This window comes from Enterovirga sp. CN4-39 (assembly GCF_049446235.1).
GTDB lineage: Bacteria > Pseudomonadota > Alphaproteobacteria > Rhizobiales > Beijerinckiaceae > Enterovirga.
The window spans coordinates 129,061-151,751 of record NZ_JBMSEF010000002.1; the positions used below are offsets into that span (position 1 = coordinate 129,061).

The 22,691-nt window shown below is 67.4% G+C and carries 19 protein-coding genes; 9 read left to right on the forward strand and 10 right to left on the reverse strand.

The window, feature by feature from the left end; translation table 11 throughout:
• Positions 1 to 73: 73 nt before the first annotated feature.
• The 6 genes from ACO2SS_RS04365 to ACO2SS_RS04390 all read right to left on the reverse strand — a co-directional run bounded on the left by ACO2SS_RS04365 (position 74) and on the right by ACO2SS_RS04390 (position 6,878).
• Complete coding sequence (locus tag ACO2SS_RS04365; protein WP_423276365.1) at positions 74 to 1,363, reverse strand: type II toxin-antitoxin system HipA family toxin; 1,290 nt, start codon at positions 1,361 to 1,363, stop codon at positions 74 to 76.
• Positions 1,353 to 1,700, reverse strand: a complete 348-nt coding sequence (locus ACO2SS_RS04370) for a helix-turn-helix domain-containing protein (RefSeq protein ID WP_423276366.1) — start codon at positions 1,698 to 1,700, stop codon at positions 1,353 to 1,355. Before ACO2SS_RS04370 ends, ACO2SS_RS04365 begins: the two co-directional genes overlap by 11 nt.
• Positions 1,701 to 2,035: 335 nt before the next feature.
• Positions 2,036 to 2,329: a hypothetical protein gene (locus tag ACO2SS_RS04375; protein ID WP_423276367.1), complete on the reverse strand. Its 294-nt coding sequence runs from the start codon at positions 2,327 to 2,329 to the stop codon at positions 2,036 to 2,038.
• Between the two features lie 358 nt (positions 2,330 to 2,687).
• Positions 2,688 to 4,058, reverse strand: a complete 1,371-nt coding sequence (locus ACO2SS_RS04380; protein WP_423276368.1) for a phospholipase effector Tle1 domain-containing protein — start codon at positions 4,056 to 4,058, stop codon at positions 2,688 to 2,690.
• A 251-nt stretch (positions 4,059 to 4,309) separates the two neighbouring features.
• Positions 4,310 to 4,663, reverse strand: a complete 354-nt coding sequence (locus tag ACO2SS_RS04385) for a hypothetical protein (RefSeq protein ID WP_423276369.1) — start codon at positions 4,661 to 4,663, stop codon at positions 4,310 to 4,312.
• A 4-nt stretch (positions 4,664 to 4,667) separates the two neighbouring features.
• Positions 4,668 to 6,878, reverse strand: coding sequence for a heavy metal translocating P-type ATPase (locus ACO2SS_RS04390; RefSeq protein ID WP_423276370.1), 2,211 nt, complete (start codon positions 6,876 to 6,878; stop codon positions 4,668 to 4,670).
• Positions 6,879 to 7,067: 189 nt separating this feature from the next.
• On the opposite strand from ACO2SS_RS04390, the gene ACO2SS_RS04395 reads away from it, so the two are divergent.
• The 9 genes from ACO2SS_RS04395 to ACO2SS_RS04435 all read left to right on the forward strand — a co-directional run bounded on the left by ACO2SS_RS04395 (position 7,068) and on the right by ACO2SS_RS04435 (position 16,501).
• Entirely contained in the window at positions 7,068 to 7,892 is an 825-nt protein-coding gene (locus ACO2SS_RS04395; RefSeq protein WP_423276371.1) for a transporter, read from the forward strand.
• Positions 7,893 to 8,103: 211 nt separating this feature from the next.
• Positions 8,104 to 8,463 (forward strand): ArsR/SmtB family transcription factor, encoded by a 360-nt coding sequence (locus tag ACO2SS_RS04400; protein ID WP_423276372.1) that lies wholly within the window; start codon positions 8,104 to 8,106, stop codon positions 8,461 to 8,463.
• Complete coding sequence (locus ACO2SS_RS04405; protein WP_423276373.1) at positions 8,456 to 8,983, forward strand: arsenate reductase ArsC; 528 nt, start codon at positions 8,456 to 8,458, stop codon at positions 8,981 to 8,983. Before ACO2SS_RS04400 ends, ACO2SS_RS04405 begins: the two co-directional genes overlap by 8 nt.
• On the forward strand, positions 8,983 to 9,405 hold the full coding sequence (gene arsC / locus ACO2SS_RS04410) for an arsenate reductase (glutaredoxin) (RefSeq protein ID WP_423276374.1): 423 nt from the start codon (positions 8,983 to 8,985) through the stop codon (positions 9,403 to 9,405). Before ACO2SS_RS04405 ends, arsC begins: the two co-directional genes overlap by 1 nt.
• Before the next feature lie 8 nt (positions 9,406 to 9,413).
• On the forward strand, positions 9,414 to 10,466 hold the full coding sequence (gene arsB, locus ACO2SS_RS04415; protein ID WP_423276375.1) for an ACR3 family arsenite efflux transporter: 1,053 nt from the start codon (positions 9,414 to 9,416) through the stop codon (positions 10,464 to 10,466).
• A 63-nt stretch (positions 10,467 to 10,529) separates the two neighbouring features.
• Positions 10,530 to 10,850, forward strand: coding sequence for an ArsR/SmtB family transcription factor (locus ACO2SS_RS04420; protein WP_423276376.1), 321 nt, complete (start codon positions 10,530 to 10,532; stop codon positions 10,848 to 10,850).
• 107 nt (positions 10,851 to 10,957) lie between these two features.
• On the forward strand, positions 10,958 to 12,391 hold the full coding sequence (locus ACO2SS_RS04425; protein WP_423276377.1) for an FAD-dependent oxidoreductase: 1,434 nt from the start codon (positions 10,958 to 10,960) through the stop codon (positions 12,389 to 12,391).
• On the forward strand, positions 12,388 to 13,572 hold the full coding sequence (locus tag ACO2SS_RS04430; protein ID WP_423276378.1) for an MFS transporter: 1,185 nt from the start codon (positions 12,388 to 12,390) through the stop codon (positions 13,570 to 13,572). The genes ACO2SS_RS04425 and ACO2SS_RS04430 overlap by 4 nt, the downstream gene beginning before the upstream one ends.
• A gap of 487 nt (positions 13,573 to 14,059) precedes the next feature.
• On the forward strand, positions 14,060 to 16,501 hold the full coding sequence (locus tag ACO2SS_RS04435) for a heavy metal translocating P-type ATPase (protein ID WP_423276379.1): 2,442 nt from the start codon (positions 14,060 to 14,062) through the stop codon (positions 16,499 to 16,501).
• A gap of 438 nt (positions 16,502 to 16,939) precedes the next feature.
• Here ACO2SS_RS04435 and copM read toward each other — a convergent pair whose 3' ends face one another.
• The 4 genes from copM to ACO2SS_RS04455 are packed head-to-tail and all read right to left on the reverse strand — an operon-like array spanning position 16,940 to position 22,682.
• Complete coding sequence (copM, locus tag ACO2SS_RS04440) at positions 16,940 to 17,365, reverse strand: CopM family metallochaperone (RefSeq protein ID WP_423276380.1); 426 nt, start codon at positions 17,363 to 17,365, stop codon at positions 16,940 to 16,942.
• A 46-nt stretch (positions 17,366 to 17,411) separates the two neighbouring features.
• A complete protein-coding gene (locus tag ACO2SS_RS04445; RefSeq protein WP_423276381.1) occupies positions 17,412 to 17,786 on the reverse strand; it encodes a hypothetical protein in 375 nt (124 codons plus the stop codon).
• Between the two features lie 20 nt (positions 17,787 to 17,806).
• Positions 17,807 to 20,962 (reverse strand): efflux RND transporter permease subunit, encoded by a 3,156-nt coding sequence (locus ACO2SS_RS04450; RefSeq protein WP_423276382.1) that lies wholly within the window; start codon positions 20,960 to 20,962, stop codon positions 17,807 to 17,809.
• Positions 20,963 to 20,975: 13 nt separating this feature from the next.
• On the reverse strand, positions 20,976 to 22,682 hold the full coding sequence (locus ACO2SS_RS04455) for an efflux RND transporter periplasmic adaptor subunit (protein ID WP_423276383.1): 1,707 nt from the start codon (positions 22,680 to 22,682) through the stop codon (positions 20,976 to 20,978).
• Positions 22,683 to 22,691 lie beyond the last annotated feature (9 nt).

The window sequence follows — 22,691 nt, forward strand, 5'->3', positions numbered from 1 at the left end:
GCGGTCAGGTTGCAGGATCCGTCGTGGGCAGGGTCTCGACGAACTCAGGTCGGACGGAGAAGCCGTCGAGCCCTCACGGCTGTCGAACACTCTCGTCGTTTGGCGTTTCGGTCCATTGAAAGCCGGGATACACGAATGCGGACCTGATCAGCTCGCAATCGGCGGGTGACACCCCTACGGCCCGACACGCGCCATACCAGCGCGCCTCGACGAGATCGCGCAGGTCCTTGATCAGGTCTGACGCTTCGTCCTGCCCCATCGCGAAGCGGCCGCATTCCGAGATGAGGTTATCTCGCGTGGCGAGCCGTCCGTCCGTTCCGACTTCCATGGCGAGGGTTCGACCGTCCTGGGCGACCATGGGCGTCGGCACCAGGTCGTAGGCGGGGGCCAGCCGCCACCCTCGTGCGTCGCCGATGACGGCGTGGTTGCGGGGGTGATCGTCAACGTTCGAGATGAGGGCATTGAAGACCACGCGCTGGAACAGTTCGCGTCTGGCGCTTTCCTCGTTGAGGTCTCGGCGCCTGAGTTCGTCCGCGAAGAGCGGGTAAGACCACCGCGTACGGTCAGCAGAGGTTTCGCTCGCATCGAGGAAGGTGATGCCACTGATCATGCGGTGGCGCAGATAACCTCCGTCGACACGCTCGCGGTCGAACCGCTTGACGAACAGCACGGGTCGCTCGCCCACCTGAACGACTTTGGAGCGTGAAGCAGAGATCCCGCACTCGCTCGCGAGCTCCAACATGGCGTGCTCGACGCGAGGATTGTCCCACGCGTCATCGGGCCGGCTGAACTTGGCCAGCCACAAGCCTTCGTCGTCCTCGACAACGGTTTTCGGACGAGCGCCGCCCATGGAGGTTCCGAGAAGGTGCAGCTTCTGCACCTGCCGATTGACGGGTGTGTCCTTTATCGGGTCGCCGCGGAGAAGCTCGTCCGCAGCATCGAGGAGCTCGGGGAGGCGTAGCGTTCGATTGAAAGCCCGCAGCGGTGCTGGTGGGTTCGGGTTCAGCCCGAACCCGAGCGCACCGGCACGGTCGTCGGGCGAATTCAGCAGGTAGCCCATCTCGTCGAGCTCCCCGCCGAACTCGCGTTCGATGACCAGACGGCCCCAGCGGTCGGGAGCGGCATCCCGTAGCGAGGGGAAGATGGCACTCGCTCCGGCAATCTCTTTCACGGTGTCATCTAGGACCGCGAGCCGTCGCGTATCGATGGGCACCTTGTTCGGGCGAGCGAGATAGCTCCTGCCGTAGATGAAGCGGCCGACAGTGCTGCCCGTGCGCGATGTCAGGAGCTCGAAGCGACCGGCGACGACCGGTTCGACCGTGTCGGGCAGGGTGATGTAGACGAAGCAGCCGCTAGAAGTCATTGCTCATCCCGCCGAGTGCCGGACGGGCACGGGACCGGGCCTTACTGGCTTCGAGCGCCAGCCCTTCGGCATCGCGTTCCGGCGCAGCGAGCTCGGCTACCTCGGCAGTCAGGCCGTACACCCAGCAGGCAGTGACGTAGGTTCCTGCCATAACGGTCGGGTCGCCCCGTTCCGCTTGCGCCAGAGTGGTGCGGTGCACGCCGATGCGCTTCGCGACATCGTCGAGGGTAAGATTACGGCGAAGGCGAGCCGTCCGCAGGTTCTGGCCGAGAGACTTGAGAGCCCGGTCGGCTTCGTAGGGAAGGGGCGCCCCCCGCTTCCGATCCATGATGCTCATGTCTGTTCCGTGCGACGGAAAGTCCCGTACTGTCGCTTATAATCGACATCACAGCCGCTTGCAAGGATCGTTGCTGAACTTGTCGCGTATAACCGACACTATGGCGCATGATGTCGTTTATGAATGACAGCTCTAGTCCGCCACAGCCGGTTCACTGGCTCGTCCGGTATGACACGTGGAGAGGTCAGCGCCGGGCTCGACCACGATCCTCGTCACGTCCTTGGGCATCGTGCGTTGGCGTTCCGCCGACCGAACACCTAGCGAAGTCTCGAAGATCGAATGCGGTCATTGTGCGAGGCAGCCGGTGCGACACCGCGCCTGCCCGGCGGAAGGTCTCAGCGGGTCTCGGCGACAACCGCGAGGGCGGCGGCATCGGCCTCGTCGATCCAGGGACGGTTGGCGTCCGGCCTCGCGAGCAGATCAGCGAGCATCCTGAGGCCCCATCCATACTCGCCGGTTCCCATCCAGACATGGTTCCGGCTGAGAACAAGCAAGGTGTATGACCAGTCCATGGAAGGTTCGTCGCCGTCGAACGTGAGCGGCATGCTGAACTTAGAATCGTAGGGCCAGTAGACGTTGTCTCCGCTGTACCGCACGATCAACCCGCAGGTCGGCCCGTGCCGAGCCAAGCGGACCTCCCAGCCTTTGCAATGGCGCCGGGCGAGGTTTTCTCTTGCCTCGAAGCTGAGACGGGATTCCGTCCAGAGAGGCTGATCTTGCAGAGCCTCCTGCCCGTCGAACCGTAGTGTTTCGAAGTCGAACGTTCGCGGCTCTGTTCGCCCTTCTGCGTCGAGCGGGTGCATGGCTGTGGTCGCGGTCCGCCGCCGCCATGGACGTTTAGGCACGGTGCGCACTCTGCCGCGCGACCGGTTCTCAGGATCCTAACTCCATCGCGGTCACGACCGAAATCTCACGTGAGGTCGAGGTTCTCGTCTCTAGGAGCGAAACGGCGGACGAAGTCCGGCGGCTCGACGCGACGTCCTGAAGTCAGTAGCTCTCCCGAAAGCCCGGGTAGGCCTTGAGGGCACTTGGCCGGTAGGGTCCGTTGCCAGCGCATTGCGGAACGTCCGGCAGAGAGAACCGCCGGGCGACGCTCGGATGCAGTTCCGCCCCTTCCTTGACCTCGCGGACCTTCACCTTCCATCCCTTCACCCCGAGAAAGCGCCGTAACCAGGATGGCACCCGGGCGTCGAGGGTGTCCTCCATGCCGGACACCTCGCAATGCTGCAGCCCATCCTCGGCCGGGTGAAGCAAGAGTGCCGGACCCGCGACGCCGCTTCTCTCCAGATGGGCGCCGTTCACGATGACCGGACCGACCCGCAACGGTTCAGGGACGCTCAAGGCCTCCGTGATCATCCATTCGAGGGCGATGTCCGAGAGGCGGGACTCCGTCTCTGGGTAGCTACCCCCCACGTCGGAGTGATTGCCCGCGAACCAGACCTGCCGAAGTCGCCTGACGCCGTCAACGGTCTCCGGAGCTCCGACCGTGTTGGCCCACCCGACGCGCGCGAAGTCCGCCCTCGTCTCGTCAATCGCATTGGCCGAACGGGCATACGGCACGAAGCGGCTCAACAGCCTATCGAAGTGCTCGCCCTTCCACTCAGCCACATGGGTTTTCACTTGGCCAGGGTTCGGGAAGTCGCGGATGGTTTTCACGATCTTTCCGCGCTGGGCCTTCCACATGAGCGCTGCTCCTGCGACGGCCCCGAGAAGGATCGTTGGGATGAACACCCAGAGGAAGGACCAACCAAGAGCCCAGCTGAGAAGCCCGAGCAGTCCTCCGACCACGACGCCTACTGCCGCTCCGAGGAGCGCCGCTCCCCCGAACAGGACCGACTGGATCACCGTCCGCAAGGCGCCTTGCGCACCAAGTGCGGCCACAGTGTCGAAGACACCGATGAAGTAGGGCGCGACGTTGGAACGGTGCTCCTCGCGTGTGTTGTGCTGTGACCCGTAGGTCTCACGAAATCGGCGCGCGAGTTCAAGCCGCTCGTTCTCGAACTCCCCACGGGGATGTCCCGCGCCGTGTTCGAGGACCGTCGTGACCGCCTCCTCTGCGATCAGCCTCGTTCGGCGTCGGAACCTCGGAAGCGGCCCGTCCCCGTCCTTGGTCGGGATACCGCACAGCATGATGAGGTTCGCGACCGAGCGTACCGTGTAGGCCCCGCGGCTGAAGCCGAAGAGGAAGATCCGGTCGCCCGGCTGGTAGTGATTGATGATGAATTCGTAGCAATCGGCGATGTTGATGGCGATTCCGCGCCCGTCGACGTTTGCAAGCAGCTTTTGGGCACGGCGCCCGAGGTTAGTCCACCCGGTCGCGGAGGTCTCCGTTCCGAGGCCGGGATCATAGAAGACCACTTGGTCCCTGGGATCAATGCCGGTTCCGTCCCGACCCGGGAGGCCCGGTACATCTTGAAGATGTTGCTCCACCTTTGCTCCGGCCTAATGCCGCCGTCCTGGCCGGTGCCGTCCGAGAAGACCACGACGTTCTTGGGCAATCAGGCCTCCCGGCACCGTGTTCGGCCATGCCTTCACGACAGAGACAAGCAGGACCCTACTCGGTGCTCCCACGGTCAACTGGCTGAATCTGCCTACAAAGGAAGACGACCTCACCCGGGCGGCGCCCGCAAGGTCTTATACAAGTTCTCGACAGCGTCGCCGAAGTCCGCGCCTCGGTTCGTCTCGCAGTAGATCCGCAGAAACTCCGCCTGTTTCCGCAGCGGGAACGAGGCCGGCGCCAAGTCGAGGTTCTCGTCCTTACCTTCCGGAGCGCGGACCAGCAGGCCGCTGAGGTATCCCTGCGCCCAGGCCATGTACTCGCGCCCCGCGCGGGGGTCGGCCGAGGCCTGCTGGAGGAAGGTCGTGCAGGGCACGGCGCCGATGCCGACGATCTTGACGGCTTGCGCCCATGCCGGGGCCGGCACGATGAGCACGGCCGCGATCAGGAGAGCGGTGCGGGTCATCCACTCAGATCCTTGCGCTGAGGAGCCGAAGCGCGTTCGCGGTGACCAGAACGGTCGCGCCAGTATCGGCGAGGATCGCCGGCCACAAGCCCGTTACGCCGAGGATGGTCGTCACCAGGAACACGGCCTTGAGGCCGAGCGAAAGGCCGATGTTCGTCTTGATATTCGCCATGGTGCGGCGGGACAGGTCGACCATGCGCGCAATATCTGCCACGCGGCCGTGCAGCACCGCGGCGTCGGCGGTCTCCAAGGCGACATCAGTTCCGCCCCCCATGGCGATGCCGACGTCGGCCGCGGCGAGCGCCGGGGCATCGTTGATGCCGTCGCCCACCTTGGCGACCTTCTCGCCTTTGGCCTGAAGCTCGCGCACGATCCGCTGCTTATCTTCTGGCAGGAGGTCGGCACGCGGCTCGATGCCAAGGCTCGACGCGATTGCCGCGGCCGTACGGGCGTTGTCCCCGGTGACCATGACGGCCCGAATGCCAAGTTCACGCAGACGCTCCAGCCCGACCTTCGCGTCCGCACGAGGCTCGTCCCGCATGGCAATCAGGCCTGAAACCTGACCATCAACGACGAGTACGGAGACGGTCTTGCCTTCTCCCCGAAGGTCTTCGACGCGCGCGCTCTGCTCTTCGTTCAGGCTGGACCGCTCGGACGCTGCACCGACCGAACCGAGGAACACGGACGTGCCGCCAACCTTCGCGGTCACACCCTTGCCGCCAAGAGCCGACGCTTCGCTCGCCGGCGGCACCGGAGCCCCAGCCTCCGTGGCCTTGTCGAGGATCGCCTTCGCAAGCGGATGCGAGGAGCCCGTCTCCAGGGCCGCCGCCAAGGACAGCACCTCCCGGTCAGCTCGCCCGGACGAGACCACGTCGGTCACCTTGGGCCGGCCCTCCGTGAGGGTGCCCGTCTTGTCGAGTGCAGCGACGGTGATCCGGCCGAGGCTTTCCAGGACCACTCCTCCCTTCATGAGCAGTCCACGCCTGGCTCCTGCCGACAGTCCGGCGGCGATGGCGGCGGGGGTCGAGATGACCAGCGCGCAGGGGCAGCCGATGAGAAGGATCGCCAAGCCCTTGTAGATCCACTCGTTCCAGTTGGCTCCCGCCAGGAGAGGCGGCAGGACCGCGACGAGCGCCGCCACGGCGACGACGGCGGGCGTGTAGTAACGTGAGAACCGGTCGATGAAGCGCTCGGTCGGAGCCTTGGCCTCCTGCGCTTCCTCGACGAGGCGCACCACGCGAGCGATGGTGTTGTCCCTGGCGGCCGCCGTGACCTTCACACGTAGCGCGCCGTCGCCGTTGATCGTCCCCGCGAAGACCGGGTCATCGACCCCTTTGCGCTTCGGCACGCTTTCGCCGGTGACGGGAGCCTCGTCGACGCCGCTCTCGCCCTCGACGACGGTTCCGTCCGCCGGAATGCGGTCACCCGGGCGGACGAGCACAGTCTCCCCGACGGACAGTCTCTCAGCCGGGACCTCGGCAGTTCGGCCCTCTCGCTCGACCAACGCCGTCTTCGGGACCAGCTTCGTCAAGCCCTGGATCGAGGCGCGGGCTCGCCCGGCGGCGACGCCTTCCAGGAGCTCGCCCACGAGGAACAGGAACACGACAGCGGCGGCTTCCTCGGTCGCTCCAATGATGACGGCCCCGACCGCGGCGATGGTCATGAGCATCTCGATGGAGAACGAAATGCCCAACCGGAGTGCCACGAAGGCACGCCGGGCGACGGGAACCAGGCCTATGGCGAGCGCCGCCAGGAACGCCCAGCGGTCGGCGGCAGGGTAGGCGCGACCGACGAGGTACGCGATCACGAGCGCAAGCCCGCATGATGCCGTCAGGTGCACCTTGGGACTGCGCCACCACGGTCCGGCGAAGTCGTCGTGGTCGTGGCCGTGCAGCCCGGCCGCTCCAGCCTCGTCCTCAACCCCATGCTGGTGATCGTGATGGCCCGAGGCCGCGGTCGAGCCTTCCCGGCCTGTTACCCGATAACCAGCGGCCTTCACGGCGCCGGCGATCTCCGCGTCGGCGACGAAGCCGCCGTGGGTCACCGTCAAGGTCCCAGCAGTGGCTGACACGGAGACGTCCGCGACGCCGGATAGACGCCGCACGGCGCTTTCGACCTTTGATGCGCACGAGGCGCAGTCCATGCCCGCGACGCGGAAGCGGGAACGATGCGTCTCGTCAGCTTCGACCAACTCCGTTCCGGCTCCGTGGGGCATGCCGATCTCCTCCTGTCGGGCCCGTGCTACGACCTCTAGCGGCTAGAGATGCAAGCCGGTCTTGGCTCGCTGCTCGCGTCCGGACGTCGCAACTCGCAACTGTGCACTCCGCCAGGACTGTGTCCTGACTTGAGGTTGGGACCCTCGTACCGTCTGGACGATTCGCGCGACCTACGAGCGAGGACCCTGATGTTGGACTTCGGACTTCTGGAAGTGGCTGCCTTCAGCCTGGCCTTCCTGGCGTGTTTCGGAGCGAGAGCACAGGAGGCGGACGGCCCTCCCGCCAAGGGAATCCAGGATAACTCCTTCCTGATCGAAGAGGCCTATAACCAGGAGCCTGGGGTCGTGCAGCACATCACGGCCGCCCAGAAGCAGGGTCGGGACTGGTTCCTGACCTTCACTCAAGAGATTCCTCTCGGGAGCCAGGACCACCAGTTCTCCTACACGTTGCCGTACTCGTTCCTGCGAGCCAACGGTCGCCGTCCGAGCGGGTTCGGCGACGTGCAGGTCAACTACCGCTACCAGGCCCAGTACGAGACGGACGTCCTCCCGGCCATCGCCCCGCGGTTCAGCCTCATCCTACCCACCGGGAACTCGTTCAAGGGCGTGGGGGAGGGGTCGCACGGGTTCGACACGAACTTCGCGTTCAGCAAGGTCGTCTCCGACCGGGTCACGTTGCATGCGAACGTGGGCTGGACGACGCTGCTCGACGTCAACGGTCGCCGCCCTACGAGCCCGTCGATTGGGGCGAGCGCGGTCTATGCCGTGACCCGCGATTTCAACGTCCTGTTCGAGGCGGTCGCCGAGAGCCAGGCGCAGGTGGACGAGACCAGCCGGATCACGCGCGACAACACGCTGACCCTATCGCCGGGTTTCCGGTACGCCCTGAACTTCCCAAACCTCGCCGACCTCCAGGTCGTGATGGGCGCGGCTGCCCCGATCACCTTGTCCAAGCAGAAGCCGGATTACGGAGCGTTCCTGTATCTGTCGTTCGAGCACAAGATGCTGAAGTAGCTTCGGCTTAGTCGCGCTTCGCCTGAGGCGCACTGATGTCCTCCACAATGCAATGCGCCCGCCAAAAGAGCTCATCCAGCGTCATGGTCTCTGAGCGCGGACACTTCCGCAGTGAAGCTTGAAGGGGTGACATCTCTCGACAGCCCGCCGCTGAAAGGGTCGCCTGGATGATTGCAACCCTGTCGATTCAATGTATATTGAAACGATGGAAATGAATGAAGCTCAGGCCGTCAACGCCTTCGCGGCCCTCGCGCAGGAAACACGGTTACGGATCGTGCGCTTGCTGGTCGAGGCAGGTACGGCCGGGATGGCCGCTGGCGCCGTCGCCGAGGCGGTCGGCGCCAGCCCGTCGAACATGTCCTTCCATCTGAAGGAGCTCGAACGCGCCGGCCTGGTGCAATCTCGACGGGCGGCCCGCTCGATCATCTACAGCGCGGAACTCGGCGCCCTGTCCGGTCTCGTTCAGTTCCTGATGCGGGACTGCTGCGGCGGCCACCCGGAAGTCTGCGCCCCAGCGGTCGCTGCGCTCGCCACCTGCTGCCCGCCGACGAGGGAGACGGCGGATGCCTGAGAGCCCCTACAACGTCCTGTTCCTGTGCACGCACAACTCGGCCCGCTCAATCCTCGCCGAGGCGCTCCTCAACCACATGGGCGGTGGCCGCTTCCAGGCCTTCTCGGCCGGGAGCGAGGGCGGGCCCGGTCCGAAGCCGCTGGCGCTAAAGGTGCTGCGCGACGAGGGCATTCCGACCGAGGGCCTGCGCTCCAAGACTTGGGACGAGTTCGCCGAGCCCGGTGCACCCGTGATGGACATGGTCATCACTGTGTGTGACGACGCGGCCGGCGAGGTCTGCCCCGTCTGGCCGGGGCAGCCGATTACGGCCCATTGGGGGATCGAGGACCCATCCCGGGTCGAAGGTGCCGAGATCGAGCGCGAGCGGGCGTTCGTCACCGCAATGCGCTACCTGCGGAACCGGATCTCCGTCCTGCTTTCGCTTCCCGTGGCCAGCCTGGACCAGCTCGCGCTGGCGAGCCGGGTGCGAGAGATCGGCCAGCTCGAAGGCGCCACGAGCCGCCGCCCCGAGGTCGCCTGATGGACGTGGTGATCTATCACAACCCGGATTGTGGCACGTCGCGCAACACCCTCGCGATGATCCGCAACGCCGGGGTCGAGCCGCACGTGGTCGAGTACATGAAGACGCCGCCGACGCGTGCGGTCCTCGTCCAGATGCTCGACCGGGCCGGTCTGAACGTTCGCGAGATCCTGCGCGAAAAGGGCACCCCTTATGCCGAGCTCGGTCTTGGGAACCCGGACCTGAGCGACGAGGACCTCCTCGACGCGGTCGAGGCGAATCCGATCCTGATCAACCGGCCACTCGTCGTCGCGCCGAAAGGCGTCCGTCTGTGTCGCCCGTCCGAGCTCGTCCTCGATCTCCTGCCGCCGCAGCGCGGCGCCTTTGCCAAGGAAGACGGCGAGCGCGTCACGGACGATGCCGGCCGCCGCATCCCCGCCTAGGAACAACGATGTCCACCTTCGAGAGATACCTGACCCTCTGGGTCGCGCTGTGCATCGTCGTCGGGATCGCGCTCGGCCACGTGATGCCCGGCTTCTTCCAGGCGGTCGGCGCGGCGGAGATCGCCAAGGTCAACCTGCCCGTCGCGATCCTGATCTGGCTCATGGTCATCCCCATGCTGCTCAAGATCGACTTCGCATCGCTCCGGCACGTCGGCCGGCACTGGCGCGGCATCGGCGTAACGCTGTTCATCAACTGGGCCGTGAAGCCGTTCTCAATGGCGGCGCTGGGCTGGTTCTTCGTCGCCTACGTGTTCCGGCCGTACCTGCCGGCGGACCAGATCAACAGCTACATCGCCGGGCTCATCATCCTGGCCGCGGCGCCGTGCACGGCCATGGTCTTCGTCTGGTCACACCTGACCCGGGGGGAGCCTCACTTCACCCTCAGCCAAGTTGCGCTGAACGACTCGATCATGGTCGTCGCATTCGCGCCCATTGTCGGGCTGCTGCTCGGGCTCTCCTCGATCTCGGTTCCCTGGGGCACGTTGGTGCTCTCCGTCGCGCTCTACATTATCGTCCCGGTCATCATCGCCCAGGTAGCGCGGCGCGCCCTGCTGGCATCCGGCGGACAGCCCGCGCTCGACGCGCTCCTGAAGCGCCTCGGACCGGTCAGCCTCGTCGCGCTCCTGGCTACCCTCGTCCTTCTGTTCGGCTTTCAGGGTGAGCAGATCCTGGCACAGCCGCTCGTTATCGCGCTCCTGGCGGTGCCGATCCTGATCCAGGTCTACTTCAACGCCGGGCTGGCCTACCTGCTCAACCGGCTCGCCGGCGAGCAGCATTGCGTCGCCGGACCGTCCGCGCTGATCGGGGCCTCAAACTTTTTCGAGCTCGCGGTCGCGGCGGCCATCAGCCTGTTCGGCTTCAACTCGGGTGCGGCGCTCGCGACGGTGGTCGGTGTCCTTATCGAGGTGCCCGTCATGTTGTCCGTTGTCTGGATCGTGAACCGGTCGCAGGGCTGGTACGAGAGGAACGCCGTCGGATCGGCACTCCGACCGGCCGAGTGACCTCTTTCCAAAACCATCGAATTTCCGCTTGACGGGGCTCCCGCTCGGCTGCAGCATGTTTCTATGAACGTCGAAATTGCGGCAAAGCAGCTTGAGGCCTTGGGCAACCCGACCCGGCTGGAGGTGTACCGCACGCTCGTCCGGGCGGGGCACGCCGGCATGCCGGTCGGGCGTCTTCAGGAGAAGCTCGGCGTCCCCGCCTCGACGCTGTCCCATCACCTGCACCGGCTGATCCTGACCGGGCTGGTGACCCAGGAGCGGCAGGCGACCACCCTGATCTCGCGGGCGAACTACACGGCCATGGACGCCCTGCTCGGCTTCATGGCCGACGAGTGCTGCGCCGATGCCGCCTGCGTGGGTGTCACGACCGACGCTGCCGCGTGATTGTCGAGAGGGCCACGCCCGCCGCGATCCCGCAAGTCCCGGACGGGAACGCCTGATATTTCGATTTTTCAACGCGTGATATTTCGATTTTTCTAGGAGGACCAGAGATGTCGAATGGAGAGCTTCCTATCGCGGTGGTCGGTGCCGGTCCGGTCGGGCTCGCGGCCGCCGCCCACCTCATCCAGCGTGGCCTGCCGGTGAAGGTCTACGAGGCAGGCCCGAGCGTCGCGGCGAACGTGCGCGACTGGGGCCACGTGCGTCTGTTCTCGCCTTGGAAGTTCAACGTCGACCCGGCGGCGCGCGCGATCCTCATGCGGCATGGCTGGCAGGAGCCGCCGGCCGACCTCTACCCGACCGGCCAGGATCTGGTGGATGCGTACCTGTCGCCACTGTCCGAGACGGCGGAGATCGCCGCCGTCGTCGAGACCGGGGCGGAGGTCCGCGCCATCGGCCGGCTCGGCATCGACAAGGTCGTCAGCAAGGGCCGCGAGGAACGACCCTTCGTTATGAATGTGCGCTCGGACCGGGGCGGGCGCCGCGATCTCGCGCGGGCGGTCATCGACACGTCCGGCACCTGGACGAGCCCGAACCCGCTCGGGGCCAGCGGGCTGCCGGCTGAAGGCGAGGACTCCTTCGCAGACCGGATCGCCTACGGCATCCCCGACGTACTCGGGCGGGACCGCAGGACCTATGCGGGGCGGACGACGCTGGTGGTCGGAGCCGGCCACTCGGCCGCGAACGTGCTCATTGACCTGACGCGGCTCGCCGAGCGCGATCCGCGCACGAACGCCGTCTGGTCCACGCGCGGCACGAACCTGATGCGGGTGTTCGGGGGCGGCGCGAATGACAAGCTCGAAGCGCGGGGCGAGCTCGGGACGGCGCTGAAGGCTCTCGTGGAGAGCGGCCGCGTCACCCTCGTCACGGGCTTTGGCGTCGCCGCGATCCGCGAGGACGACGGCCGGCTGATCGTGGACGGGGACACGGCGGAGGGCCGCCGCTCGCTCGGCCCGGTGGACCGGGTCGTCGCTGCAACCGGCCAGCGTCCTGATCCGGCGCTGACGCGCGAGCTCCGTCTCAAGCTCGATCCGTGGCTGGAGAGCACGGAGGCGCTCGGGCCACTGATCGACCCGAACCAGCATTCCTGCGGGACGGTGTACCCGCACGGCCACCGCGAGCTTTCGCACCCGGAGCCGGGCTTCTACACGGCCGGCATCAAGAGCTACGGCCGCGCGCCGACCTTCCTGATGATGACGGGCTACGAACAGGTTCGCTCCATCGCCGCGGCGCTGGCGGGCGACTTGGCGGGGGCGGACCACGTCGAGCTCGTCCTGCCGGAAACTGGCGTATGCACGGGCGCGCCGAACGCGGACGCGAACGTCGTCTCGTCCTGCTGTGGCGGGCCAGCTCCGGCGGAGGTCGACGCGTGCTGCGCGGCCGATGCCACGGCGAAGGCCACATCCGGGCAGGGTCGCGGCTGCGGGCCGGCGAAGACGCCGGAGCCCGGCAAGGTCAGGACCGGCTGCTGCGGCAAGGCCGCGTGACCGCGCACGACCGGGCGGTGGTCATCACCGCCCTCGGGACCACCCAGATCCTCGCTTGGGGCTCGTCCTACTACCTCCTCGCGGTCCTCGCCGTGCCGATCTCAGATGATACCGGCTGGCCGCTGCCCTGGGTTGTCGGCGGGCTCTCGCTCGGGCTGCTGGTCGCAGGCTTGGTATCGCCGCGTGTCGGACGGCTTATCGGCGACCATGGCGGCCGTCCGGTCCTCGCCGGCTCGGCGCTCCTACTCGGGTTCGGCCTGGCGTTGCTCGGGACCGCACCAAACCTCGGGATATACCTGCTCGCCTGGGCTGTGCTCGGGGCGGGCATGGGCGCCGGCCTGTACGACGCGGCCTTCGCGGCGCTCGGCTGGCTGTACCGTGAAAAGGCCCGTCCGGCGATCACGCACCTGACCCTGTGGGGCGGGTTCGCCAGTACGGTCTGCTGGCCCTTGTCGGCGCTTTTGGTGGAGCGGCTCGGCTGGCGCGGCACCTGCTTCGTTTACGCGGCGATCCAGGTCGGGATCTCGCTGCCGCTCCTCCTGGTCACCTTGCGCACGATTGCGGCGGACGCCAGCATGCCCAAGACGGCGACGCGGAAGTCGACCGTCTCTCTCTCCAGGTCGGAATGGCGCGCCTTCCTCCTTCTCTCCGGGATCTGGGTGGTGGCGGGCGCCACGACGTCCGTCGTCTCCGTCCACCTAATCACCCTGTTGCAGGAGAGCGGCCTGTCGCTCGCGGCCGCGGTCGGCCTCGGCGCGCTGGTTGGGCCGTCGCAAGTGGCCGCCCGGGTGATCGAAATGGCGGCCGGGGGAAAGCACCACCCGTTCTGGACGCTCGCGGCGGCGATGATCCTGATCGCGCTCGGGCTGCTGCTCCTGTGGGTCGGGCTGTCGCTGCCGGCGCTGGCGCTGATCCTGTATGGCGGCGGCAACGGCATCTATTCGATAGCACGCGGCGCCCTGCCGCTCGCGCTTTTCGGGCCGGACCGCTACCCGGCCCTGGCCGGTCGTCTAGCTGGTCCGGGACTCGTCGCGCAGGCGCTTGCTCCCTCGCTCGGGGCCGTTCTCCTCGCCCGCTTCGGCGCGGGCGACGCGTATCTCGGACTGGTCATCCTGGCTATGGCTAACTTGGCTCTGGTCGCGGCCCTGTGGCGGCATGTTCGCCCAGCACGGGAAGTTTGAGGCTGCCTGTTCAGGTGCGCCGGCGATCTGGGCAACTCGCGGCGTCGAACTCTCTGATTGTCGGCATCGCGACGTCATCGACGAGAGTGGACGGACGGATCCCCAAGGCCACTTTGCTCCATGCTGCATCCGACGGTCCTCCCGTCGCCCGCTACGGCATGAGGTAGATGGGGATGCCGAACCAGCCGGGTCCGCTGGCGCAAGGCTCGGGCGGGTGCTCGTACTGTAAGAAGGTGCTGATGCACGCGGCGCGACAAGGGCAATCGGCTCCTACGCGGCGCTGACCTGATCCGGTGAGCGCCGATTCAGGCCGGCGCCGCCCCCCAACGTCCTGTTTGAGGGGAAATCAACAGTCTCCGGATGCGGGAGCTCCGGCAACAATGCTCGGATGAGGTTAGGAGCGTACGGGCCAGAGGGAGGACGATAGCGGAACCTTGACCTTCCCATCATGGGAGACCCCACATGGGTCGGGAGAAGGGGATCTCCCATGGCGCACGAGCACAAGCCCAAGTCCTGCTGCGGCGGGCACCGCGAGGCCGACGAACACCCCGCGGCACCGGCAAAGTCGTCCTGCTGCGGCGGCGGAGGTAACGACCATCACCACGGCCACGGCGCCCACGCGCATGCCGCCCCGGTGTCCGGGACGGCGAAGGACCCGGTCTGCGGGATGAGCGTCGACCCGCACACGGCCAAGCACCGGGCCGAGCACGCTGGTCATCCCTACTACTTCTGCTCCGCCGGTTGCCGGACCAAGTTCGAGGCAGACCCTCAAAGATACCTCTCGCCCGAGAAGGCGAAGGCCGAGCCGGTCCCCGAGGGCACGATCTTCACCTGCCCCATGCACCCGGAGGTCCGGCAGGTCGGGCCGGGATCGTGCCCGATCTGCGGAATGGCCCTGGAGCCGGTTCTCGCTACCGCCGACGCCGGCCCGAACGAAGAGCTCGTCGACATGACGCGTCGCTTCTGGGTCGGGCTCGCCCTGACCGTACCGGTCTTCCTGCTGGAGATGGGCGGGCACCTCCTCGGGATCACTGACCGCATCGGCCAGCAGAACGCGAACTGGGCGCAATTGGTGCTCGCCACTCCGGTCGTGCTCTGGGCCGGCTGGCCGTTCTTCGAGCGCGGCTGGCGCTCGCTCGTCAATCGCAACCTGAACATGTTCACGCTCATCGCTACCGGTACGGGCGCCGCCTGGATCTACAGCGTCGTCGCGACCCTCGCGCCCGGGCTCTTCCCGCCTGCCTTGCGCGGCCACGATGGGGCGGTGCCGGCCTATTTCGAGGCGGCCGCAGTGATCACCGTCCTCGTCCTTCTCGGACAGGTCCTGGAGCTCAGGGCACGCGAGAGCACGAGCGGAGCCATCCGGGCGCTGCTCGATCTGTCGCCCAAGACGGCTCGCCGCCTCCGGTCCGATGGGTCCGAGGAGGAGGTCGGGCTCGACGCGGTCGAGGTCGGCAACAGGTTGCGCGTACGACCCGGCGAAAAAGTCCCGGTCGACGGCACGGTCCTGGAGGGACGCTCCTCAGTGGACGAGAGCATGGTCACCGGGGAGTCCATGCCGGTCAGCAAGGACGTCGACGCGAAAGTCATCGGCGGGACGCTGAACCAGAGCGGCGGCATCGTCATCCGTGCCGACAAGGTCGGGAGGGACACGATGCTCGCGCAAATCGTGCAGCTCGTGGCTGAAGCCCAGCGCTCGCGCGCCCCGATCCAGCGCCTCGCCGACCAGGTTTCGGGCTGGTTTGTCCCGGCCGTCATCGCGGTCGCGCTCGTTGCCTTCGGCGTGTGGTGGGCATTCGGCCCCGAGCCGCGGTTCACCTATGCGCTGCTCGCGGCGGTGGCCGTTCTCATCATCGCCTGCCCCTGCGCGCTCGGGCTAGCCACGCCCATGTCGATTATGGTCGGCGTCGGCCGTGGCGCCGGAGCCGGCGTCCTCATCCGCAACGCGGAAGCGCTGGAGCGGATGGAGAGGGTCGACACCCTCGTTGTGGACAAGACCGGCACCCTGACCGAGGGCAAGCCCGCAGTCACAGCGGTGGTGCCCGCGCAAGGCTTCGAGGAAGCCGAGCTCCTCCGGCTCGCCGCGAGCGTAGAGCGGGCGAGCGAACATCCGCTCGGGCAGGCCATCGTGAGGGCGGCCGAGGAGCGCGGGCTGGCACTTGCCGCCGTGAGCGATTTCGACAGCCCGGTCGGTCGGGGCGCACTCGGAACCGTCGAGGGCCGCCGGATCGCGCTCGGCAGCCAAGCCTTCCTCAGGGAGCAGGATGTCGACGTCACTGGACTGGCGTATCAGGCCGAGAAGCTCCGGCTTGACGGCGCCACTGCGATCTTCGCCGCGGTCGACGGGCGACTCTCCGGCACCTTCGGCATCGCGGACCCAGTCAAGGCGACCACCCCGGATGCGCTGAAGGCGCTGCGCCAGGAGGGCATCCACGTCGTGATGCTGACCGGGGACAACTGGACGACAGCCAAGGCGGTCGCCGCGAAGCTCGGGATCGACGCAGTCGAGGCCGAGGTCCTCCCCGACGGCAAGGCCGACGTGGTCGCCCGCTACAAGGCTCAGGGCAAAGTCGTCGCCATGGCGGGCGACGGCGTCAACGACGCGCCGGCGCTTGCGGCGGCCGACGTCGGCATCGCCATGGGCACCGGCACGGACGTCGCGATGGAGAGCGCGGGCGTTACCCTGCTCAAGGGCGACCTGACGGGTATCGTACGCGCGCTCAGGCTCTCGCGGGCCGTGATGGGCAACATACGCCAGAACCTGTTCTTCGCGTTCATCTACAACGCGGCGGGGGTGCCGATTGCGGCGGGGGTGCTGTTCCCGTTCCTCGGCATCCTGCTCTCGCCCGTTATCGCGGCCGCCGCCATGGCGCTCTCGTCGGTGAGCGTCATCGCCAACTCGCTTCGGCTTCGGGCGACAACCCTATAGCGGCGAGGAAGCCGAACGTTCCACGGCGCGTAACACGATCGTGGTACGCAAGCCCGTCTTGCAATTTCAGGTTGGTTCCGCCCTCGTGTCTTCGTGTTCGGGCCTAGGACGGCGTCCTCCTCAGGCTCGTCGGCGCGGCAGGACACCCGGTCGCAGCTGAAGGTCATCACGCGTGCGGCCGGTGCGGAGCAACTCGCCTCGTAGACCACCACGTGGCTGTGCTTCGCGACCTGCCTGACCGACGACGAGAGGCAGCGGGCGGCCCGAAGGGCGTGTTGAAGCGGCGCGTCGCTGGCGGTCGCGGCACCGCCCACCGAGAGGGCCGTAAGGGTCGCGAGCGCCAACACAAGAGGGCTTCTCCGCCCGCGAGAAACATTGGTCATGTCGGAATCCGTCTGGCACCGGGCGGAGCCCGTTAGCTCCGCCCGCCGCGCCCGCTTACTTGCCGTGCTTCTTCAGCCAGGCCTGCATCTCGCCGATTTCGCGCTCCTGGTCCTTGATGATGGTCTCGGCCATCTTCTTGGTGTCTGCGTCCTTGGCATGCTTCAGCGCGATCTTGGCCATGTCGACCGCGCCCTGGTGGTGCGGGATCATGTGCACGCGGAAGTCCACGTCCGGGTCGCCGGTGAAGGGTTTGTGCATCTCCTTCATCATCTTCTTGTGCGCCTCCTTGAAGTTCTTGGTGGAGGCGGTGTCGGTCGGCTTGGGCTGCATCTCGGCCATCATGGACATCATCTCGGGGTCCATGCCGGGCATGGTGGCCGAGGTGGAGCCGTGGCCGCCATGGGTCGACTGCGCATAGGCGCCCCCTACCAGGCTGGCCGCAACGGTCGCGGCGAGAAGCGATTTCTTGATGGTCTTCATGGTGATGCTCTCCTGCTGATGTGGCCGCGCTTGCGGCGGGGTGAACTCAGTTGTTGACGAAGCGGGCCTGGACGGCGTGGCCGTCCGCCATGGTGGCGGTGACCACGACGCGGGCGCCCTTGCCGAGTGGCTGGGCGAGCGTGCCGACGAGCTTGTTCGGAGCCGCCGGCTGCAATGCGACCGTGGCCGTCTTGCCCCCGTCCTGAACGACCGCGCGGGCGTTCTTGGAGCCGGCCGAGGCGAGCGGCTTGTCTTCCTGCTCGGTCAGGAACAGGACGAGCTCCGTCCCTTTCGCGACCATCTCGACATGGTGGCCGCCACTATCGACCACCGGGCCACCGTTCGGTCCCTTCGCCAGTTCGTGTGCGCCGACGCCGCTGGCCAGCAGGGCCATCGCACTCGCAATCAGCAATCGTCTCATGGTCGGGTCTCCTTGGTTTGTCAGAAGGCTTCGGCCGGGTTGAGCGCGCCGTCGTGGCTCTCCCGGATGCGTTCGAGCGCGCGCTCCCCGAAGGCGAGGAACAGGATCGGGGTCAGGAAGGTGTCGAGCAGCGTCGCGCTGATCAGCCCGCCGAAGATCGTCACCGCCACCGGGTGCAGGATCTCGCGGCCCGGCTCGTCGGCGCCCAGGATCAACGGGACGAGAGCCAGGCCGGCCGAGAGCGCCGTCATCAGCACCGGTGTCAGTCGCTCCAGGCTGCCGCGGATCACCGCCTCGCGCCCGAACGTCTCGCCTTCGTGCAGGATCAGGTTCAGGTAGTGCGAGATCTTCAGGATGCCGTTGCGGGCCGAGATCCCGGCGAGGGTGATGAAGCCGATCATGGAGGCGACCGAGAGTGGCTGCCCCGCGATCCAGAGGGCGACCACCGCGCCGATCAACGCGAGCGGAATATTGCCCATCACGATCAGCGCGAGGGGCACGGACCGGTAGCGCGAGAACAGGACGACGAAGATCAGGGCGAGAGAGACGAGCGAGAGCAGCGCGATCCGCAGGCTCGCCTCCTCCTGGGCCTGGAACGTCCCTTCGAGCGCCGCGACGTAGCCCGTCGGTAGCCGGCTCTCGTCGACCGCGCGGCGGATGTCGGCCACGATGGCCGTCATGTCCCGGCGGCCGTCAGTGTTCGCCATGACGACGATGCGGCGGCGCGTGTTCTCGCGCAGGATCTGGTTCGGGCCGTCCGTCTCGGTGACGTCCGCGACGAGGTGCAGGGGTATGCGTCCGGACGGCGTCGAGATGAGAAGGTCGGCGAGTGCGGTCGTCGAGCGGTCCTTGTCCGAAAGGCGGACGACTACGTCGAAGCGGCGGTTGCCCTGCACGATCTGCGAGACCGTCCGGCCGTTCGACAGCCCTTCGAGGGCCTGGGTGATGGCCGCCGGCGTGAGCCCGTAGAGGGAGGCACGGCCGTAATCGACGTCGATCCTCAGCTGCGGGATGCGGACCTGCTTCTCGACTTGGAGATCGACCACCCCGGGGATGCGCGACAAGCGCTCGCGTAGGCCGCCGGCGAGGGTGCGCAAGGTGTCGAGGTCGTCGCCGTAGATCTTCAGCGCGATCTCGGCGCGCACGCCGGAAAGCATGTGGTCGAGGCGGTGCGAGATCGGCTGCCCCACGTTGAGGACGGCCGGGAGCACGGCGAGGTGCGCCCGGATGTCGGCCATGACCTCTTCCTTGCGGCGGCCGCCGGGCTTCAAGTCCACGTCGATCTCGGACGAGTGGACGCCCTCGGCATGCTCGTCGAGCTCGGCGCGACCGGTGCGCCTGCCGACGGAGACGACGTCGGGCACCTGCAGGATGAGGCGCTCCGCGATCAAGCCGAGCCGGTGGCTCTCGGCCAGGGAGATGCCGGGCTCGTAGGCAAGGCCGAGCGTGAGCGTCCCCTCGTTGAAGGGCGGCAGGAACGCGCGCGGAAGGGTGGTCGCGAACAGCCCTGCGACGACCACCCCCGTTCCCGTAACGCCGAGCAGCACGGCCCGGTGTCCGAATGCCCATTCGAGAAGGCGGCGATTACCGCGCTTGAGGTGGCGAACGAGCCAGGTGTCCCGTTCGTGCGCGCTCGTTCGCCCGGACAGCAGGTAGTAGGCGAGGACGGGGGTCACCGTGATGGAGGTGACGAGCGACGCCAGGATTGAGACGATGTAGGCGACCCCGAGCGGGGCGAAGAGCCGGCCTTCGATGCCGGACAGCGCGAACAGCGGCACGAAGACGAGGATCACGATCATCGTCGCGTAGACGATGCCGGACCGGACCTCCTGGCTGGCGTGAGCGATGACCCGCAGTACCGGCTCGGGCGCGGCTTTCGCACGGTTTTCGCGCAGGCGCCGGATGATGTTCTCGACGTCGACAACCGCATCATCGACGAGCTCGCCGATGGCGATGGCGAGGCCGCCAAGCGTCATGGTGTTGATTGTGAGCCCGAGCGCGCGGAAGACGACCACCGTGATCAGGATCGAGATCGGGATGGCGAGGAGTGAAATCGCCGTCGCCCGCACGTTCATCAGAAACAGGATGAGCACGACCGCGACCACGGCCGCCGCCTCGAACAGAACGCGCCTCACGCTGTCGACGGAGTTCGCGATGAAGGTCGCCTGTCGGAACTGGACGTTCGTCGCCGAGATGCCGGCCGGGAGCGTCTTCTGGACGTCGCGCAGCACCTCCTCGATCTTCTGCGTCAACGGGACCGTGTCGGCCCCGGGCTGCTTCTGGACCGAGATGATCACCGCCGGCTTGCCGTTGTAGCCGGCGTCGCCGCGCTTCACGGCTGGCGCGAAGTCCACGCTGGCGACCTGCCGCAGCAGGATGGGCTGCCGGGTCCCGGTCGCACCGGAGGCTTTGGCGGCCTCGGGTGCTCCGGGTGCAACGACGGTATTGCGGAGGTCCTCCAGCCGGTCTGTCAGGCCGACGTTGCGGATGAGGTACTCGCGGCCGTGCTGGTTGACGAACCCGCCGCCGGTGTTCGTTCCGAAGCGTGCTGCTGCCGTCTCGATCTGGTCAGCCGAGACATCGAGCGCCTGCATCGCCGCAGTGTTCGGGGTGATGCGATATTGGCGAACCTCGCCTCCGATAGGGATGACCTGCGCAACCCCGGGGATCGTCAGCAGCTGCGGCCGAATGACGAAGTCGGCGAGCTCGCGCATCTGCATCGGGGACGTCTTGTCGTCACCCGTCACCGCGACGAGCATGATCTCGCCCATGATGGAGGTGACCGGCCCCATCTGAGGCGTGACCCCGCGCGGAAGCTGGTCCCGAACCAGCGACAGCTTCTCGGCGACCAGCTGGCGGGAACGGTAGATATCGGTCGACCAATCGAACTCGACGTAGACGACGGAAAGGCCAACGCCGGACACCGACCTGACGCGCGTCACGCCGGGCATTCCGTTCATGGCGGTCTCGACCGGGTAGGTGACGAGTTGCTCGACCTCTGGCGGCGCGAGCCCTTCGGCCTCCGTCATGAGCGTGACGGTCGGGCGGTTCAGGTCGGGGAAGACGTCAACCGGCAGGCGGGGCAGGACGTAGGTGCCGTAGGCCATGAGCGCGAGCGCGGCCGCGAGCACGAAGAGGCGGTTCCGCAACGACGCGGAGACGAGGAGGTTGAACACGGCCTTTCCCCCCTCAGCGGATCTGGTTGACGAGGTCGGCGCCGCGCACGACTACGCGCTCGCCCTCGGCCACTCCGGCCCGCACGATGACCCGGCCGGCGTCGAAGGGCTCGGCACGGACGAGCCGGGGCTGGAAGCGCTCCGGTTCGGCGTGACGCCAGACCAGCGTCTCGCCGTTCCCGCCGCGCACGACAGCGTCCCGCGGCAAGACGATCCCGTGCTCAGGCTTGCCAGACGGGGCGACCACGGTGACCGGCTGACCCACGCTCAAGTTCGGCGGCGGATCGAGCACGGCGAACTGAACGGTCACCGATTGCTGCTGCATCGCGCGGCTGGTGCCCTGGTAGCGGAGCCGAAGTTGCGTCCCATCGGTCGTCGTCGCGCTCGCCTCACCGGCACCCAAAGACGGCATGTCGCTGTCGTGGAAGACTACGGCCTCGACGTAGAGGCTCTTCGGATCGACCACCTGGAAGAGGATGTCCTGTGCGGCCACGACCTGGCCGGCCACGACGCGGCTCGTCGCGACCATCCCGTCCACCGGTGCGCGCAACACTTCCGGAGCGGACCGGATCTCGCGCACGGCCTCGCGCCGCCGCCTGAGGCCTTCAACCTCAAGCTCGGCGTCGGAGACGGCCACCGTCGTACCGGCGCCCGTGGCCAGCAGCCGGCGGGCGCGGGCGAGGCGGGCTTCCGCCAGCGCGGTCTGCTGTTCGATGTCCCCGACCTTTTCGGCCAGCGTCGCGCGGTCGGCCGCGATGATCGGCGTCTCGACCACTGCGAGAATGTCGCCCTGGCGCACGACCTGACCGAGCTGGGGCAGACGTCCGCCTTCCGGTGCTCCGACGCGCCCACCGTTTATGCTCTGGACGAGACCACTCCGGTTCGGGTCGGCCGCGACTCGTCCGATCAGGGAGGTGGATCGCTCGGCGGTCGAGGCCTTCGTCAGGACCGTCCGGACGTCAAGGACGCGTTGCGAGGGCTTCGGCAGGAAGACGCTCCCGTCGGAAAGCCGCTCGGGCCGGTCGCCGGAAGGTGGCACCCCCGCCGTAGCCCGGGGCGTCGCGGCCTGCCCGTGATCCTCGCCTTCGTGGGCGAGTGCGAAGGCAGTCGAAGCGATGACGAGAACCAGCGCCACGCCGGCCACGGGGAGCATACGCCCCCGAGCCCGGACGGCGAGGCCGAGCAGGAACCCCAGCGCAAGCGCAACACCGGCGACCACGTAAGGTAGCGGGATCTCGGTTCCGGCAAGGACCAGTTTCCGGACGGCCGTCGGGGCGGCCATCGCCGGGGCGGCGGCCTCGGGACGGTTCAGGGTCCCAATCAACAGGTCATCGCCGGCCGGGCCGGTGACCGCCAGGAGGATCTCAAGCGGCCCGGAGCCGGCGAGCTTCGGCGAGGCGACGACATAGGTGGCGTCCGCGCCCAGGTCTGCCGGGATCTCGCCTTCCCCGCCCAGCGTCACGACGAGCTTCGCATCGGTGACCGGGTCGTTGGAGCCGAAGCGGTCGAGGTAGACGGTCAGCCGATCCCCGCGCAGGACGGCAACGGCCTCGTAGATGTCGGACGACATCGCGACGCGAGGGTTTGCCGGTGCGGCGGGAGCGGCCTGTGCGGCCCCGTGGTCATGCCCTTCGTGGGCGAGAACGGGCACGGAAAGGAGCAGGAGCGCGACGAGAACGGCTCCGTACCGGCCGAGGCGGCCGGGCAGCAACGAAAACATGGACGAGAA